This is a genomic window from Microterricola gilva (assembly GCF_004217495.1).
Lineage (GTDB): Bacteria > Actinomycetota > Actinomycetes > Actinomycetales > Microbacteriaceae > Microterricola > Microterricola gilva.
In genome coordinates, this window is sequence record NZ_SHLC01000001.1 from 2368243 (window position 1) to 2384009 (window position 15767).

General features: G+C 67.0%; 13 protein-coding genes and 1 tRNA gene. 1 reads left to right on the top strand and 13 read right to left on the bottom strand.

Features of this window, described 5'->3' with window-relative positions:
• Nucleotides 1-10: 10 nt before the first annotated feature.
• The 4 genes from EV379_RS11065 to EV379_RS11080 are packed head-to-tail and all read right to left on the bottom strand — an operon-like array spanning nt 11 to nt 4558.
• Nucleotides 11-1390, bottom strand: coding sequence for a D-arabinono-1,4-lactone oxidase (locus EV379_RS11065; RefSeq protein ID WP_130507432.1), 1380 nt, complete (start codon nt 1388-1390; stop codon nt 11-13).
• 20 nt (nt 1391-1410) lie between these two features.
• Nucleotides 1411-2682, bottom strand: a complete 1272-nt coding sequence (locus tag EV379_RS11070; protein ID WP_130506180.1) for an alanine racemase — start codon at nt 2680-2682, stop codon at nt 1411-1413.
• Nucleotides 2682-3965: an MFS transporter gene (locus EV379_RS11075; RefSeq protein ID WP_242616338.1), complete on the bottom strand. Its 1284-nt coding sequence runs from the start codon at nt 3963-3965 to the stop codon at nt 2682-2684. The genes EV379_RS11070 and EV379_RS11075 overlap by 1 nt, the downstream gene beginning before the upstream one ends.
• A complete protein-coding gene (locus EV379_RS11080; RefSeq protein ID WP_130506181.1) occupies nt 3962-4558 on the bottom strand; it encodes a TetR/AcrR family transcriptional regulator in 597 nt (198 codons plus the stop codon). The genes EV379_RS11075 and EV379_RS11080 overlap by 4 nt, the downstream gene beginning before the upstream one ends.
• Before the next feature lie 171 nt (nt 4559-4729).
• Between EV379_RS11080 and EV379_RS11085 the strand changes: the two genes are divergently transcribed.
• Complete coding sequence (locus EV379_RS11085) at nt 4730-5656, top strand: Ppx/GppA phosphatase family protein (protein WP_130506182.1); 927 nt, start codon at nt 4730-4732, stop codon at nt 5654-5656.
• On the opposite strand, the gene wecB is transcribed toward EV379_RS11085, so the two are convergent.
• The 9 genes from wecB to EV379_RS11125 all read right to left on the bottom strand — a co-directional run bounded on the left by wecB (nt 5649) and on the right by EV379_RS11125 (nt 15737).
• Nucleotides 5649-6740: a non-hydrolyzing UDP-N-acetylglucosamine 2-epimerase gene (wecB, locus tag EV379_RS11090; RefSeq protein ID WP_242616339.1), complete on the bottom strand. Its 1092-nt coding sequence runs from the start codon at nt 6738-6740 to the stop codon at nt 5649-5651. The two genes, EV379_RS11085 and wecB, sit on opposite strands and share 8 nt — an antisense overlap.
• Nucleotides 6741-6931: 191 nt before the next feature.
• Nucleotides 6932-8869 (bottom strand): acyltransferase family protein, encoded by a 1938-nt coding sequence (locus EV379_RS11095; RefSeq protein ID WP_130506184.1) that lies wholly within the window; start codon nt 8867-8869, stop codon nt 6932-6934.
• Entirely contained in the window at nt 8866-10170 is a 1305-nt protein-coding gene (locus EV379_RS11100) for a glycosyltransferase (protein WP_130506185.1), read from the bottom strand. The genes EV379_RS11095 and EV379_RS11100 overlap by 4 nt, the downstream gene beginning before the upstream one ends.
• Nucleotides 10167-10778: an exosortase R gene (gene xrtR, locus EV379_RS11105; RefSeq protein ID WP_207226241.1), complete on the bottom strand. Its 612-nt coding sequence runs from the start codon at nt 10776-10778 to the stop codon at nt 10167-10169. Before xrtR ends, EV379_RS11100 begins: the two co-directional genes overlap by 4 nt.
• 242 nt (nt 10779-11020) lie before the next feature.
• A complete protein-coding gene (locus EV379_RS17230; protein WP_165397350.1) occupies nt 11021-11197 on the bottom strand; it encodes a hypothetical protein in 177 nt (58 codons plus the stop codon).
• A gap of 176 nt (nt 11198-11373) precedes the next feature.
• Entirely contained in the window at nt 11374-12519 is a 1146-nt protein-coding gene (locus tag EV379_RS17235; protein WP_341273534.1) for an Ig-like domain-containing protein, read from the bottom strand.
• A 277-nt stretch (nt 12520-12796) separates the two neighbouring features.
• Nucleotides 12797-12873, bottom strand: a tRNA-Leu gene (locus EV379_RS11115).
• Nucleotides 12874-12958: 85 nt separating this feature from the next.
• A complete protein-coding gene (locus EV379_RS11120; RefSeq protein WP_130506188.1) occupies nt 12959-14476 on the bottom strand; it encodes an NAD(P)/FAD-dependent oxidoreductase in 1518 nt (505 codons plus the stop codon).
• Nucleotides 14477-14519: 43 nt separating this feature from the next.
• Nucleotides 14520-15737, bottom strand: coding sequence for a S8 family peptidase (locus EV379_RS11125; RefSeq protein ID WP_242616340.1), 1218 nt, complete (start codon nt 15735-15737; stop codon nt 14520-14522).
• Nucleotides 15738-15767 lie beyond the last annotated feature (30 nt).

Below are 15767 nucleotides of genomic sequence, written 5' to 3' on the forward strand. Positions count from 1 at the left end.
CGCCGGCGCCTCAGTCGCCGAGCACCCGCCGCAGGTAGGCGTTGCCGAACACCCGGTCGGGGTCGAGCCGGTCGCGCACGGCGAGGAAGTCGTCGAAGCGCGGGTACACGGTGCGGAGCGATTCGGCGTCGCGGTAGTGCATCTTGCCCCAGTGTGGTCGCCCGGCGTGCGCGATCATGATCTGCTCGACGGCGCGGAAGTACTCCTCCGGATCCTCCCGGAAGAAGCGGTGCACAGCGATGTAGCCGGTGTCGCGACCGTAGGCGGTGGAGAGCCAGTTGTCGTCGGCGGCGGCCGAGCGCACCTCGAGCGGGAAGGAGATGAGCCAGCCCTTCTTCTCGATCAGGGCCTTGACCTCGGCGAGCGCCGCAGGCACGGCCTCCCGCGGCAGCGCGTACTCCATCTCGCGGAAGCGCACGGTGCGGTTGGTGACGAAGACGTTCGGGGAGAGGTCGGTGAAGTCGCGCGTGCCCGTCACCTTGTCGGCCAGTTGGCTGAGCCGCGGGATCACAGACGGAACCGCCTTCCCGAGGTTGCACATCACCCGGTAGAGGCCGTTGGCGACGAGCTCGTCGTCGACCCAGCGCTTGACCGGCGGGATCGGGGAGAGCGCGGCATCCGCCGGCAACCGCGTATTGGTCTTGGTGAGCGCAGACTCGGTGTGCGGGAACCAGTAGAACTCGTAGTGGTCCTCGGACGCCGAGCGCTCGAGGTAATTCGCGAGCACGCCGTAGAGCGGCTCGGGGCGTTCGACCGCCTGCAGCACGAAGGTCGGCACGAGTTGCAGCGTCACATCGACGATCACGCCGAGGGCGCCGAGGCCGAGGCGCGCGGCCGGCAGCAGCTCGGCGTTCGCGGTGACGCCAGCGCTGTTCGTTCCGATGTGCAGCAGTTCGCCGTTCGCGGTCACCAGGCTGAGGCCGATGATCTGCGTGGCGAGTCCGCCGAAGGAACCGCCGGTGCCGTGCGTGCCGGTCGAGGTCGCCCCTGCGATCGTCTGCCTGTCGATGTCGCCCATGTTCGGCAGTGCAAGGCCGAGCGGCGCCAGCAGACCGGGAAGCTGGTGCAGGTTCGTGCCGGCGGCCAAGGTGACGCGGTGCCGTTCCACGTCGTGGTCGAGCACGCCGCGCAGGCCGGAGAGTTCGAGCTGCACGCCGGGCGCCAGTGCGATGCCGGTGAAGCTGTGGCCGGCGCCGATCGCCTTCACAGGCAGTCCGCTCCGCGCGGCGGCCTGCACGGCGCGCTGCACGGCGCCGACGCTGGCCGGGCGCTCCACCCGCACCGGGCGCACCGCTTCGCTCCGACCCCAGTTGCGCCAGACCGCGCCGGTCGCGTTCGTCGCGCCCCTCCCGGCGCGGCGGCCCGCGCTGTTCCCCGTGCCTTCTCCCAGCACCGTCTTTGATGCGCCGCTCACAAGAATGCCTTTCCCTCGCCGCGGTAGCTCGGCAGCATGCCGACGACCGCGTTGTCATCAATCAGGGCGAACTCGTTGACGTGTTCGCTGAGTTCGCCGGACTTCGTGTGCCGGAGCCAGACCCGGTCCCCCGGTCGCAGACGCGCTGCTGCCGCGCCCGTGAGCGGACTCTGCACCTCGCCGGCCATCTCCCGCGCAACGAAGGAGAGACCCTCCGGCCAGGCCAGCTGGGGCAGCCGATCGGCCGCGGGCGGCCCCGAGGCGACCCAACCGCCGCCGAGCATCGTCGCCGTGTCCTCCGTCGCCTTGCGCACGATCGGCAGGGCGAAGGCGGCGGCCGGGGCCGGGGTGAAGTGCCCGTAGTTGTCGAAGAGGTGCCCGCCGAACACCCCGCTGCCCGCCGCGATCTCGGTGACAGAGGCGTCGCTCGCCGTGCTCTCCAGCGAGCCCGTTCCGCCGCCGTTGACGAACTCGAGCGGTGCGACGGCGCGCACGGCGGCCACCGCAGCCCCACGCCGCTCGTGCAGCTCGGCGACGGACTGCCGCTGCATCCAGCGGTTGATCGCCCCATCCACCGGCTTGCCGATGGGCTGGTTGCCGACGCCGGCGATCTGCGCCTCATAGGCCATCATGCCGACCAGGGTGAAGCCGGGGCGCGATGCGATGTAGGCGGCGAGCGCCCCGGCATCCGCCGCGCTGTGCACGGGCGAGCGCCAGACCCCCAGGTGGCCGAGCACGGGAGCGTTCCAGGAGGCATCGAGTTCGAGGCAGACGCGAATGGTCTCCCGCTCCCCCGGCCGCAGTACAGCGTCGACGGCATCGAGCTGCTCGGGCGAATCCACCATCAGCGTCACGCGCGAGGCGAGCACGGGATCGGTCGCCAGACGGCGGATGGCGGCACGGTCGACGCTCGGGTAGCCGACGACGACGTCGTCGACCGTCTCGGCCAGCCAGAGCGCCTCGGCCAGCGTGTAGGCGAGCACACCGTGGTAGCCGGGCAGCTCGAGCAGCGCCTCGATCACGCCGCGCACGCGCAGCGACTTGCTCGCCACCCGGATCGGCATGCCGCCTGCACGCCGCAGCATGTCGCTGGCGTTGTGCCGCAGGGCATCCAGCTGCAGCACGGCGAAGGGCGGGTCGAGCTCGCTGCAGGCCGCGTCGAGCGCACACCAGTACTCCGCGCCGCGGAAGCGCGCGGGCAGGGCGGACGCCGAGACGCCGGTGTCCGTGAGCTCGAAGCCGGAGCGGAGGCCCAGTGGCGCGCCCATCAGCGCACCGACTTCACGCGGGCGACGGCGAGCGCGCCGGCGAAGGCGAAGACCGCCGACATCAGGAACAGGCCCTGGAAGCCGCCGAGCAGCGCGACCGTCGCCGCGCCGAGCATCGGGGCGACCGCCTGCGGCACCGTCGTGGCGATGTTCATGATGCCGAGGTCCTTGCCACGGGTGGCTGGGTCGGGGAGCACCTGGGTGGCGAGCGCCTGGTCGACCGAGAGGAAGCAGCCGTAGCCGAGACCGAGCAGCCCAGCGGCGACCATCGCCATCGGCAGGCTGGGGAAGAAGGCGAGCAGCAGGGCGGCGAAGGCCTGGGCGCTCGATGACATGAAGACGAACGCCTTGCGCCGCCCCAGACGGTCGGAGAGGCGGCCGAGGATCAGCGAGGAGAGCACGACGAAGACCATGTAGATCAGCGTCAACAGGATCAGGTTCTCTTCGGCGTTCTTGTCATTCAGCTGGAACATCAGGAAGTAGAGCAGCAGGCTCGTTCCGAAGGCGTTGCCGAAGTTCACGAGAATCCGGCTGAGCAGGGTCCAGCCGAAGTCGGGGTAGCGGCGTGGGCTGATCCAGAGACTCGCGAGGATCCCACGGGTGCTGAGTGGCTCGCGCTGTTCCGGCAACAGCACGGCGTCGGGGCGGAGCAGGAAGGGGATCATCAGCAGCACGAGCAGCGCCGCCATCGACACGTAGCCGAGCAGCTGGCCGGTGAAGACGGTGAGCACCAGCACGAGTCCGAGGATGGTGCCGACGGCTTGCGGCGCCGACATCCAGCCGGAGACATAGCCACGCTGGCCGACGGGCACCTGGTCGGAGATCGTCGCGGTGAGCGCGGCGGTGAGCACGCAGAAGCCGGTGCTCGCGATGATCCAGCAGAGGGCGATGCCGAACAGCTCGGTCTGGAAGCCGAGCGCGACGAGCGACGCGGCGAAGAGCAGCGTGCCCGTGGCGATCCACGGGCGCCGCCGCCCGAAGCGCGACGTGGTGCGGTCGCTCAGGGCCCCGGTCAGCGGGAAGGCGAGCATCGCGATCAGCCCGGCGATGCCGGAGATCACGCCGAAGGCGACGACGCTGTCGACCCAGTGTTCCGGTTTGAGCTGCGCATCGATCTGCAGGGGCAACAGCATCTGCACCGGCGTGAGCTGCGCCATCCAGATTCCGAGCCAGGCGCTGCCGAATGCGGCGATCCAGCCTCCGGAGACGCGGCGCGTCGGTTCGGCGAAGACCGCGGGCAGCTCGGCCCCGCTCGTGTCCGAGGTCGTGGTTGTGCCGCTCACAATTGCCTGCCCAATCCTGCGAGCGCGTCCGCCGCAAAGTCCATGATGGATGCCGCAGCGGCATCGTCGCGTTCGACGAGCCACGTGATGGTGAGACCGTCGGTCAGCACGACGAGCAGTCGTGCGACCTCGTCGACGGGGCGCGTCCAGGTGGACCCCGTCTGTTCCGCCGCCGTGGCGAGCGCAGCCGCCGCGAGCGCGAAGTAGTTGTCGTACTGCAGCTTGGCCAGGTGCGCCAGCCCGCTCGAGCGCAGCGCCTGTTGGGTGAGTTCGAGCATCGCCTGCTCGCGCAGCGGGTCGGCGCGCAGCAGGTCAGCGTAGCGCTGCAGTCCGGCCCGGATGATGTCCCGCAGCGAGGCGTCGCCGTCCGGGGCGGGCAGCACGGCGGCCTGTTCGTGGGCGACGACGAAGGCGATGAGCTCGTGCATCAACTCATCGCGGGACGCGAAGGCGTAGTGGAAGCTGGCCAGCGACATGCCGGCCTCCGCGACGATGGCCCTGGTCGTTGCGGCGCCGACGCCCTGGGTCGCGACGACGCGCAGTGCGGCCTCGACGAGGGCGGTGCGACGTTCTGCCGCGGGGATGCGTGGCATGACGGCCTCCTTACACAACGCTGAGCAAGTCCACTTCCGCCGCACTCTCGGCGGCGTCCTCCGAAGTGGGTCGAATGACCCACTTACCGAGTGTGAAACAGTATGCACCATGTCGGGGCAATTCGCGCTATGCGCGTATCTGCCCCGCGGTCGAGGCGCTATCGTTCCAGCATGCGTCTTGGAGTTCTCGATGTCGGTTCGAACACCGTCCACCTGTTGATCGTCGATGCCCACGTGGGCGCCGCACCCGTTCCGATGGCCTCGCACAAGTCGGTGCTGCGCCTCATGCGCTATCTCGAGGCCGACGGCTCGATCAGCGAGGAGGGTGTGAGCGCCATCGTGGAATCGGTGCGCTCCGCCAGCGTCGTCGCCCGTCAGAACAACATCGACGAGCTGCTGCCGATGGCGACCTCGGCTCTCCGGGAGGCCCGCAACGGCCAGGAGGTGCTGGATCTGATCGCGGCCGAGACCGGGATCGAGCTGCAGGTGCTCTCCGGCGAGGACGAGGCCAGGCTGACCTTCTTCGCCGTGCGCCGCTGGTACGGCTGGTCGGCGGCAGACACACTGCTCTTCGACATCGGGGGCGGTTCGCTCGAGATCGCGGCCGGAGCCGACGAGTATCCGGCAGTCTCGCTGTCGCTGCCGCTCGGCGCCGGCCGCAGCACGATCGGCTTCCTGCACGATGACCCGCCGACATCCGCCCAGATGAATGCGCTGCGCGAGCACGCCCGCGCCGTGCTTGAGGAGGCGCTGCCGGCCTTCGCCGACCTGCCGGACCCCGCCCATGTGGTGGGCTCGTCCAAGACGATCCGTTCGCTGGCGCGCCTGGCCGGATCGGTCGTCGACGGGGTCGGCACTCTCGACCGTTCCCTGCTGCGCCGCTCGCAGCTGGACGACTGGATTCCGCGCCTGGCCCGGATCCCGGCCGACGCCCGCCCGGCTCTGCCCGGTATCACCGCCGACCGCACCTTCCAGATCGTCGCAGGGGGCATCGTGCTCTCGGAGGCGATGGCGGCGTTCAAGGTCAAGGAGCTTGAGGTCTCACCGTGGGCGCTGCGTGAGGGCGTGCTGCTGCGCTACCTCGACCACCTCAGCTGATCCTTGCTGCGCCGGAGATCGCGTCGGTGACGCTGACGCCGTCGGCGATGGAGATGGCGATCTGCGCGATACGCGCACTGGCCAAGCCGTCTCCGTACGGAGACGCCGTGGACTCCAGATGTCGTCGCCTCCGCCCGTCGAGCGCGTCATTCACTGCGGCAGCGAGATTCATCGCCGGCGTGATGAGCGAAGCGAACCCGGCAGCAATCGACTCCGGGCGCTCGGTGCTTCGTCTGACAACGAGAAGCGGCTTCTTGAGCACGGTGCACTCCTCTTGGAACCCGCCTGAGTCTGAAATGAGGAGCTCGGCGCTCGACGCCAAGGCAAGGATCTCGGGATGGCCAACGGGCTCAAGCACGGTGAGTGGCGCGAGCAGCGATTCGAGACCGTGGCGCACCACCGCCGCCCTGGTCCGCGGGTGGAGCACGAGAACAACGGGAATCGACACCGCGCCGAGGTCGCTGAGCACCCGGCGGAGGGCCCGCTCGGAGTCTGTGTTCTCCGGCCTGTGGATCGTCGCCAAGGCAAATGCTCCGGCGGGAATGTCGATGGCCGTCGCGCGCTCCAGCGCTGCCTGCGTGCCCTCGACGATCGTGTTTCCCGTGACGATCACCGCAGCGGGGCGAACCCCCTCAGCTCGCAGCGCATCGGCATTGTCTTCGGTGGCAGCGCAGTGCACGTCGGCGAGTGCGGCGACGACGAGCCTGTTGATCTCTTCGGGCATCCCGCGGTCGAACGAGCGGAGCCCGGCCTCAACGTGGATCACGGGAATTCCTGCGTAGTTGGCGGCCTGCGCCCCAGCGGACACGGTGTTCGTATCTCCCTGGACAATCACCGCGGCCGGGCGCCGCCGCTCGAATTCTGTAGCGAGTTCCATCATCATGATGCCGATCTGCGCGCTTCGACCGACACGCGCCCCCGCGCCGAGCACTACATCGGGTTCGCCGATACCCAGCTCCTCGAAGAACGCGCCGGCGAGATTCCGGTCATAGTGCTGGCCGGTGTGGATCACCCTGGCCCGGTTGCCCAGCGCTGCGATCACCGGGGCGAGTTTGATGATCTCGGGGCGGGTTCCGACGATCACGGCGACGTCTGCGCTCGGCGCGGCTACCGTGCCTGCGGTTCCTCCTCCGAGTCGAGTCGCTACCGGGGTAGACGTTGCATGAGGTGACGTTGGCGAGGGTGAAAAGTGCATGGTGATTCCGTTCGAGGTGAGAGAAGCGAGAGAGGCTGCGGGTGCAACATGCACGACGGCAGCGATATTGGGGAGGGTTCTCAGGCGCGCACGCTGAGAGCAGCTTCGGCAAGCCACGGCGCGAGCGCGGCTTTGCCCGCTGCGCTGAAGTGCACGCGGTCGTCGATGTATCGAGCTGAGCCGTCTGGCAACACGGTGGAGCACTCGTCCGGGCCGCACACCTGCTCCTGCAAGTTGAGCGCGTGAATCGTGGAACGCGTGGCAACGAACTCCGCGAGCAAGGTGTTGAAGGCGTGCGCCTGTTCCGGCTCAATGACCCCGCTGTACAACCGGGAGTCGGCGATCAGCACGGGAATGCCGAGCGGCTCGGTGATGGAGGCGAGCTGCCCGAGCTGGTTGCGGAAGTTCTGGGCGAACTCGGGGTCGCGCAGATCAGACCACCGCCCGTTGATGTTCTGTGTCACGGCGTCCCACGCCAGGTTGACGACGATCACATCGGGTCGGGTCTCGGCGATCTGTTTCTTCCAGCGTTCTTCCCACGGATTGCAGGTAGCCGGCGCCTTCTGAGTGACTCCCCCGGCAGTGCGCTGAGCGATGCCGCCAGAGATCCCGCACCCGGGCAGACCGCCGTCGACCACAGTGAAGCGCGCCGACTCATCGAGCGCGAGCGCTGCGGCGAAGTCATTGGCCAGCGAGTCGCCGAGCGTCAGCACCGTCGTGTCGCCGGTGCCCATTGGCTTCGCAACCGCGAGGCTTGGCACGAGGAGTACCCCGGCCGCCGTCGCCGCCACGGCGGAGACGAACGCCGTCGTGCCCTTGAACTTCCAGCGCCGCATGCGAATTGGTTCGGCCACCAGGTGGTGGAGGGCGCTTGCGAGAAGGAGCGATGCAGGAAGGCCGATGATCAGCAGATCGACAGGAGTGCTGTACGGCTGCACAGCAAGGATCAGCCAGTAGATCGGCAAGTGCACCAGAAACAGCGTGTACGAAACCTTCCCGATCTCCACGAGTGGCTTGAACGCCAGTACCCGCACCACAACGTTGTGCTTCGACGTGAGCGTCACGACAAGCACTGCGCCAAGCACGGCGACCGCAGCAAAGCCCCAGCGGTAGAGCCATTCCTGGCTGTAGTCGTGTGCCATGAGCGAGAGCAGCACAATTGTTGACGCGACACCAGCCGAGAGAGCAGAGGTCGTGACGGTGAGCACCAGGTTCTTCACCCGCAGGGTCACAGGCGAAAGACTCGATGTCTTCCCGCGCTGAGCGCGAACCGCAGACCTGCGCAGCCAGAGATAGACGACAGACGCGGCAACCGACCCCGCGATGAGACCGGCAACGTGTGTGTCGGTGCCGAGGTACATCCGGTCGCTGTTCGACCCATCGAAGCGAAGCATGGGCTGCGCAGCGGCCAGTGCGAGCGCAGCCAGCCCAATTACGAGAACGGCGACCGGCCGGCCCAGCGACCGCTGCCAGGCGAATGCGCGCTCCGTCGTGCGGCGACGCCCAGCAACGAGGATGAGCACGATCACGATGGGCCAGACGAGGTAGAACTGTTCGGTGATGGCGAGAGACCACATGTGACCGAGCGGGTTGATCTGTCCGAATCCGTCCCAGTAGCTCTGGCCGGCGAGAATCTGCTCCCAGTTGGTCACGTACACAAGCGAGGCGATGGCCTGCTCGGAGAAGCGGCCGATCTGCGCAGGGCTTCCGAAGGCTGAGACCGCCCAGAGGGTGAGGCCGAGCACGACGATCAACATCGGGAGCAGTCGCTTGACTCGGCGCAGGTAGAACCGACCGAGACGCACGGTGCCGTCGCGGTGGTGCTCGCGCAGCAGCGTGAGAGTGATCAGAAAGCCGGACAGCACGAAGAAGATGTCAACGCCGAAGAGGCCGTTGGAGTAGAGCCCCGTGTGAAAGACGAGAACGCTCAGGATGGCGACAGCACGAAGGCCGTCGACGGCGGCAAAGTGCGAGCCAGGCAGTGTGATCTGCCGTGCGGTTCGTCGTGTTGGGTTCATGTGAGCACCTCCTCTACTCGTTGTGTCTTCTCCCAGCTGTTGTCGCCCTTGAGGATGCGCGCGAGGGCGCTCCACACGGCGGCGAACGCCAGGTAGTTCATGATGGGAAAGCAGTGCGCGTGCAGCAGCGCCTGCCAGAATTCCTTGCGCTCATCGCGCCGGTAGTACACCCAGGCGCTGAGGAAGACCGGCCCCAGCGTGAGCAGGTACCAGACGGCAGCGCCGAGGAGCAGGGTGGCTGAGTTGGTGACGAAAGCGAAGAATGCGCCCCCATCGACGACCATCCCGATCAGGCCCCAGTGGAACAGAATCGACCACGGGAGAATCGTCACCCACGGGGTGAGGATGTATGCGGTGAGCTCGAGTGCACGCAACTGCGTGAGGCGAGGTTCCCGCCAGATCTCTGGAACGCGCTTGGCCATCACCATGTGCCCCTGAAACCAACGCCGCCGCTGCTTGAACAGCGTCGCGATGGTGTCAACGCCCTGCTGTTCTACCGCCGCATGCGGGGTCGTGGTCAGCAGCCAGCCTTCTACCGCGAGGGTCACGGCCAGATCGAGGTCCTCCGTGAGCGATTCGCTCCACGGTTTCTCTCCGGCATCGTTCAACGCGGCGAGCCGGCTGAACTGGCCGTTACCCCCGAGCGACACCGTTCCAGACTGTTTGCGGCCAAGCTGGGTGACCGCCGTCATCGACCAGAAGTGAAAGTCCTGGAAACGGGTGAGAAAGCGGTCACGGTTGCGGATGCGGACAGCGAGCTGGATCCCGCCGACCTTCGGATCATCGAACAGCGGCAGGACGGCTGCCATCGCGCCGTCAGAGAGCCGTCCATCGGCATCCATGACGGTGACGAGAACCTTGTCGACGTCTTGACCTCGCTCGGCAACGAGTTCACGGACCAACCGCACGGCATCGTTGAGCGCCTCGCCCTTGCCGATTCGGGCATTGGGAAGAACCCGCTTGAGCACAATGACGTTGTCACCGCCGTGTGCGTAGGCGACCGCCTCCGTCGCGTCGTCGGAGGCATCATCGATCACGATCGTGGTCGAGTGCGGCGATCCGGCCAATGCTCGGCTCGTCGCCCCGATGACGCGTTCCTCATTGAGACAGGGAACGAGAAAGTAGGTGTGGAACGTCCCTGGTTCATCCAGAAAAGGATTCTCGTAACCGATTGTGCTGAGCGTGCTGAGGGTGGCCCCGCTCTGTTTGATTGTGCGGATGCCCGCAAAGTACAGCACCCAGAGGTAGGCGAAAGAAATACAGATGACGACGGTCGCCGCGGTGGCGAATACGCCGATCATCGCTGACTCTCCTGTGCCCGGCGCCCTTTCGAACGAGGGGCCCTGCGAATGCAGAGGATGACGAACAGGAACAGCACCGCGGCGATTCCCACGAGCATCAGGCCAGTCCCCACGGGGCCGTGCATCCAGTGGAAAGCCTCGGTTCCCCACGTGCCATAGCCGAAAGCGATCAGCAACAGGCGCAGCTGATTGAGGAGGGTCAGCGCGGCAAGCCCGATTCCTGTGGAGAGGAGCACTCGCGCGCTGCTGACACGGGGGCTCAGCACGAGCAGAGCCGCAACAAGCAGAACAGGGCCGAGATAGAGCGCGATGGCGCATTGGATGGTGATGCGCAATGCCAACCACTGGCCGCCCAGCTCGAAGGCCACGGCGGGGTTGCCCGCGCTGGATGCCTCGACGGCGGAATCGGCGATGCCACGGTTCATCAGGAATGCGAGCAGGTGGGACTCCGCAACGCGGACCTGCCCCTCGTTGACGACGATGAAAACGCCAATCGCGAGGAGCGAAAGACTCAGCGCGCCTCGTGCGACGCGTGCGGCTAGCTGGCCGGCACTGCGGCGCGGCACTGCGGCCGAGACGGAATCGATGGTTACTGCTGAGGTGCTCAACGAACTCTCCTTCAGAGGCTCACAGTCGGCCGAACGGTTTCTCTTCTTCATCCCCGACCGACTGGGAGAGCGTCAGCAGCCCCGGAAACGGACCTGAACGCCGAGAGAGGCGCCCGTGCGGTTGTTCGACCGCTGATCGTTTGAGCTGCGTAACCAGTCTGTTGTGCAGTGCTCCGATTCTGGGCGCGGCGAAGAAACGCCAGTGTCGTGCATCTGAAACGTAGGTGTGTGGAGAGCGAATCTCAGTGTCTGCGCCGTGTGCCTCCGTGTCGTGCTCGCTTGCGCCCTTCCGCGGCGATCGCGCCAACGGGCTGGGCGTGGCGGAGCTTCGCCCACCGCAGCAGCACGAATCCACCAAGCAGGAACATCACCGCGAGCATCGTGATCGCGAGGCCGTTGAATCCAGTGGATGCAAGCACGCCAACTCCAATGACGCCCCCACCGAGGGGGGCTCCAGCGTTGTACATGGTGTCCTTTCCGGACAGGTGGTGCCGAGTGGGATTCGAAGGTGGGCGACGCACACTCGAGGGGTTGGTGTGCGTCGCCCTGTGGCGCCTCGCAGCTCAGACAAGGCCCACGCGTGCAGCCGGCTCGACTAGCCGCGCAGCGCGGCGGAGCGGCGGCGGCTCAGGAGCAGTGTGCCAGCAGCGGCCAGCGCCGCCATGGCGATTCCGCCGGCAATGGTCGTGTCGAGCACCGGGGTGTCAACCGGGGTCTCGTCCGTCGTCACGAAGGTGCCCTGCGGAGTGGTCTCGCTCACACCGCCGACGGATGTGGAGGTGAGGAAGAGCTCGCTCGGGCCGGACGGCAGCGTTCCGGTCTGCGTCGCCGACCAGGTGCCGTCTGGGGACACAGTGGCCTCTGCGACGACGTTGCCCTTGCCGTCGGTGATTGCGACGGTCGAGCCGGGCTCACCCACTCCGGTGAAGACCTGGTTCGGCTCGAGAACCGAACCGGCGACGGGCGTCAGGATCTGGAAGGTGTTCTTCATGGTGAAGTGTTTTGCTGGGAGGGTCACATTCTCAACGACCGCGGTGGCGGTGAAGGTGCCGTCGGGGAAGGGGTGCGCCAACGACGCGCTCCACGTCCCGTCAGCTTGCACGGTGGTTGTGGCAATCACGTCACCGTGCTCGTTCTTGATGAGCACCGCAGCGCCGGGTTTGCCGACACCGGTGAACGCTGAACTCTGATTCAGTTCTGAGTTCTCAGGGGTACTGAACGCACGGGGCCACGATGCCGTTGCACTGAATGCCCCAGAGGCGAGCAGGCTGCCTCCGGCGGCTTCCGAGGTGATCGAAACCGTTCCCCCGGGAAACTCGTCCAACGGTTTCGCGGACCCCGGAATCAGGAGCTTGATTTGAATCGTGCCTGCGCCTCCCCCGTAAGACGAGATGGAGACCGTCGCGGTGCGCCTGTCATCACTGTAATCAATGGTGATGCTGGACATATTGACTGAAACTCGATCAAACGTCGTTCCGGGGGGTGCTGTGACTGTGAGGTACCCCCTGACCTGGTTGGCGGGCGTGGGGTCATAGATGTTGATCCAGCCTGCGACCATACCGGGGGCAGCGGACCCGGTTGCCGTGGGCAACGTCAGCGCGGCAGCGCGCACCGCGGCGCTCACCGAAGTCGTGGGCGAAGGGTTCGGCGTCGCATGTGCGGCCGGCGCGGCGAGGAGCCCGGCGAACGCTATCGCTCCGGCCGCGAGGGCGCTGGTGATCACCCGATTGGATCTCTTCATCTGATGTAGTGCCTTTCAAGTCGTGTGGCCGCAAGCGGCAGAGGCGTCGCCAGGTGCGCGACGTACTCACCAAGAATCGGCGTACTCATCGATGGAATGAGCGGGAAGAGAACGAACTCCGTGTGCGTGCAACGAAATCTCCGTGTCAGCGAGCACCGCGTGCGTGTCCCACGCGGCCGATGCGCGTGCCACACAACGCTCAACCGGAGAACCGGGACGGGCAAACGGGCCAAACTGGCCGAACTGGCCGAACTGGCCAAGCCGGCCAAACACACTGTGGTGCCCCCACTGGGACTCGAACCCAGACTGCGACGATTTTAAGTCGCCTGCCTCTGCCGATTGGGCTATGGGGGCATTGATTACAACGGTGCCGAGTCTATCGGGATCGCAAAACAGCCCCGAGGCGAGGCCTCGGGGCTGTTGTCACGCGATGCGCGGGTTACTTGGCTGCGACGGCCTCTGCGACCTCGACGGTCTCGGCGGCAACCTTCTTGGGCGCACGCTTGACCGGGGCCTTGGCGGCCTTCGGGGCGACATCCGTCGCGGCAGCCTTCGGCGCGGCGACCTTGGCGGCCGCCGTCTTGGCCTTCGGGGCGGCGGCCTTCGGAGCGGCAGCAGCGGGTGCGGCCTCGACCTGCGGCTTCGGGCGCGACGCGAACTCCTCGAATGCGGCACGCGGGGTCGCGACAGCTGCGAGCGAGACGATGTCGCGGCCGAGGAAGAAGTTGTTCACCCAGCCCCAGATCACGCGGAACTTGCGTTCCCAGCTGGGCATGGCCAGGCCATGGTAGCCGCGGTGCGCGAACCATGCCGGGAGGCCCTTGATCGCGATCTTGCCGGACTGGAACACGCCGTAGCCGATGCCGAGGCCGGCAACAGCTCCCATGTTCTTGTGCAGGTACTCCGTTGGGCCCTCGCCACGCAGCACGGCGACGATGTTCTTCGCGAGCAGCTTGCCCTGGCGAACGGCGTGCTGGGCGTTCGGAACGCAGTATCCACCGACACCACCGCCGGAGAGGTCGGGAACCGCGGTGATGTCACCGGCGGCCCATGCACCCTCGACGATGTCGTCTTCGGTACCGATGCGGAGATCGGCGCGCACCTGCAGGCGGCCACGCTCTTCGACGGGGAAGTCGGAGCCACGCACGACGGCGGGGTTCGCCATCACGCCGGCGGTCCAGACGATCAGGTCACTCTCGAAGCTCTCACCGGTGGAGAGTTCGACGACGCCGCCGACGGCGGACTTGAGCTGCGTGTCGAGGTGCACCTCTGCGCCGCGCTGCGCGAGGTTCTTGAGCACCCAGTGGCTGGTCTCGAGCGAGACCTCTGGCATGATGCGCCCCATGGCCTCGATGAGGTGGAAGTGCGTGTCGTCGAAGGTGAGCTGCGGGTACGAGCTCAGCAGCGAGCTCGCGAAGGAACGCAGCTCGGCGAAGACCTCGATGCCGGCGAAGCCGCCACCGACAACGGTGAAGGTGAGCAGGCGGTCACGCTCTGGGCCGGCCGGCATGGCGGAGGCCTTGTCGAAGTTCGTCAGCACGCGGTCGCGGATGGCGATCGCCTCTTCGATCGTCTTGAGGCCGATGGCCTCATCGGCGACGCCCGGGATCGGGAAGGTGCGCGAGACGGCACCGGCCGTGACGACGATCACGTCGTAGTCGAAGGTGTAGGGATCTCCGACCGGCGGGGTGATCGTGGCCTGCTTGGCCGCGTGGTTGATGCCGGTGACCTTGGCGGTCACGACGGTGGTCTTCTTGAGGTGACGACGCAGAGCCACAACGGAGTGGCGCGGCTCGATGGAGCCGGCGGCCACCTCCGGAAGGAAGGGCTGGTAGGTCATGTATGGCAGCGGGTCGACGACGGTTACGTCAGCCTCGCCCTTGCGCAGCCACTTTTCCAGCTTCCAGGCGGTGTAAAAACCGGCGTAGCCGCCACCGACAATGAGAATTTTGGGCACAGTTAAAGGTCTCCTACATGATCACAGATGTGCGAACAATCTACTACCTGCGCAGTATTCGCCTGAAATGCCGTGTGGCCCCTATGCCCATCAGCACCATAAGGATAACAAATCCGCCGAGCACAAGCAGCGGCACCGTAACGGTGGCCATCGTGAAGCTGTTCGGGATCAGCGCAGCGAAGCTGTCCTGCTCCGGCGGCACCGGGTCGGCCTTGACGGTGATCGGCTCCTGCGGCGCGGGTTCCTCCTCGCTTGGAGCGACGGCAGCGCGCCGGTGCAGGTGGATCCAGTCTTTGAGGAGGGTGGCCGGATCGGTGGTTGCGGCCGGCACCTCATCGTTGATCGCGGCGGCCGCGTCGATCAGCCCGTTTCCGTAGATCTGCGCCGGTCCACGCGGCTCGGCCGTCGAGAGCACCCGATTGATCGCACCGGCGGCATCGAGCTCCGGGTAGGCCGAGCGGACGAGCGCGACAAGGCCAGAGACGATCGGTGCGGCGCCGCTCGTGCCGTCCCACTTCGCGTAACCGCCACCCGGCACGACGCCGACGAGGTCCTCGCTCGGTGCAGCGACGGAGATCGTGATGCCCTGCGATGAGGCATCGAAACTCGCCTCGCCGTTGCGGTCGACACCGGCGACGGTGATCACGCCCGGAATCGTCGCCGGGGCGCCGACGGAGGTCGTTCCCGCGCCACGGTTGCCTGCGGCCGCGACGACGACGACGTCGTTCTCGAAGGCGTAGAGGAAGGCGTCATCCCAGCTCTGCGGCCAGTCCAGGGTGTTTCGTGTCAGCGACATGTTGATGACATCGGCCCCGTTGTCGACTGCCCAGCGCACCGCGGCCGCGATCTGGTCGTCGTTGCTGACGGTCGAGCCGGTGTCGGTGCCGAAGGCGACGGATGCCGCGAGCAGCTCCGCCTCGGGGGCGACGCCGATCACGCCGCTGTCCGGCACAGGGCCGCGCCCGCGTCCGGCCAGCAGCGAGGCCACCATGGTGCCGTGCTGCTCGTTGTCGCCGACGGGGGTCTGCCCGTTCGGTGAACCGATCCCGGACGCGTCCATGCCTCCGACGATCGCGCCCTTCAGCTCGGCGACGCTGCCGTCAACCCCGGTATCGATGACGGCGACGGTCACGCCGGCACCCTTGGTCGTCAGCCAGGCCTCATCGAATCCGTAGTCGGTGAGCCAGTACTCCATGTCGCGGATCTGGTCGGCGTGCGCCGGTGGCGCGTCGAGCACGGTCGAGCCGAGCGTCACTCCCACAATCACCGCCGTGGCGACCACTCCGCCCCA

Coding starts and splice junctions, on each gene's coding strand:
- EV379_RS11085 (WP_130506182.1), top strand. CDS start 4,730: ATGCGTCTTGGAGTTCTCGATGTCGGTTCGAACACCGTCCACCTGTTG.
- EV379_RS17235 (WP_341273534.1), bottom strand. CDS start 12,519: ATGAAGAGATCCAATCGGGTGATCACCAGCGCCCTCGCGGCCGGAGCG.
- EV379_RS11070 (WP_130506180.1), bottom strand. CDS start 2,682: ATGGGCGCGCCACTGGGCCTCCGCTCCGGCTTCGAGCTCACGGACACC.
- EV379_RS11080 (WP_130506181.1), bottom strand. CDS start 4,558: ATGCCACGCATCCCCGCGGCAGAACGTCGCACCGCCCTCGTCGAGGCC.
- EV379_RS11100 (WP_130506185.1), bottom strand. CDS start 10,170: ATGATCGGCGTATTCGCCACCGCGGCGACCGTCGTCATCTGTATTTCT.
- EV379_RS11095 (WP_130506184.1), bottom strand. CDS start 8,869: ATGAACCCAACACGACGAACCGCACGGCAGATCACACTGCCTGGCTCG.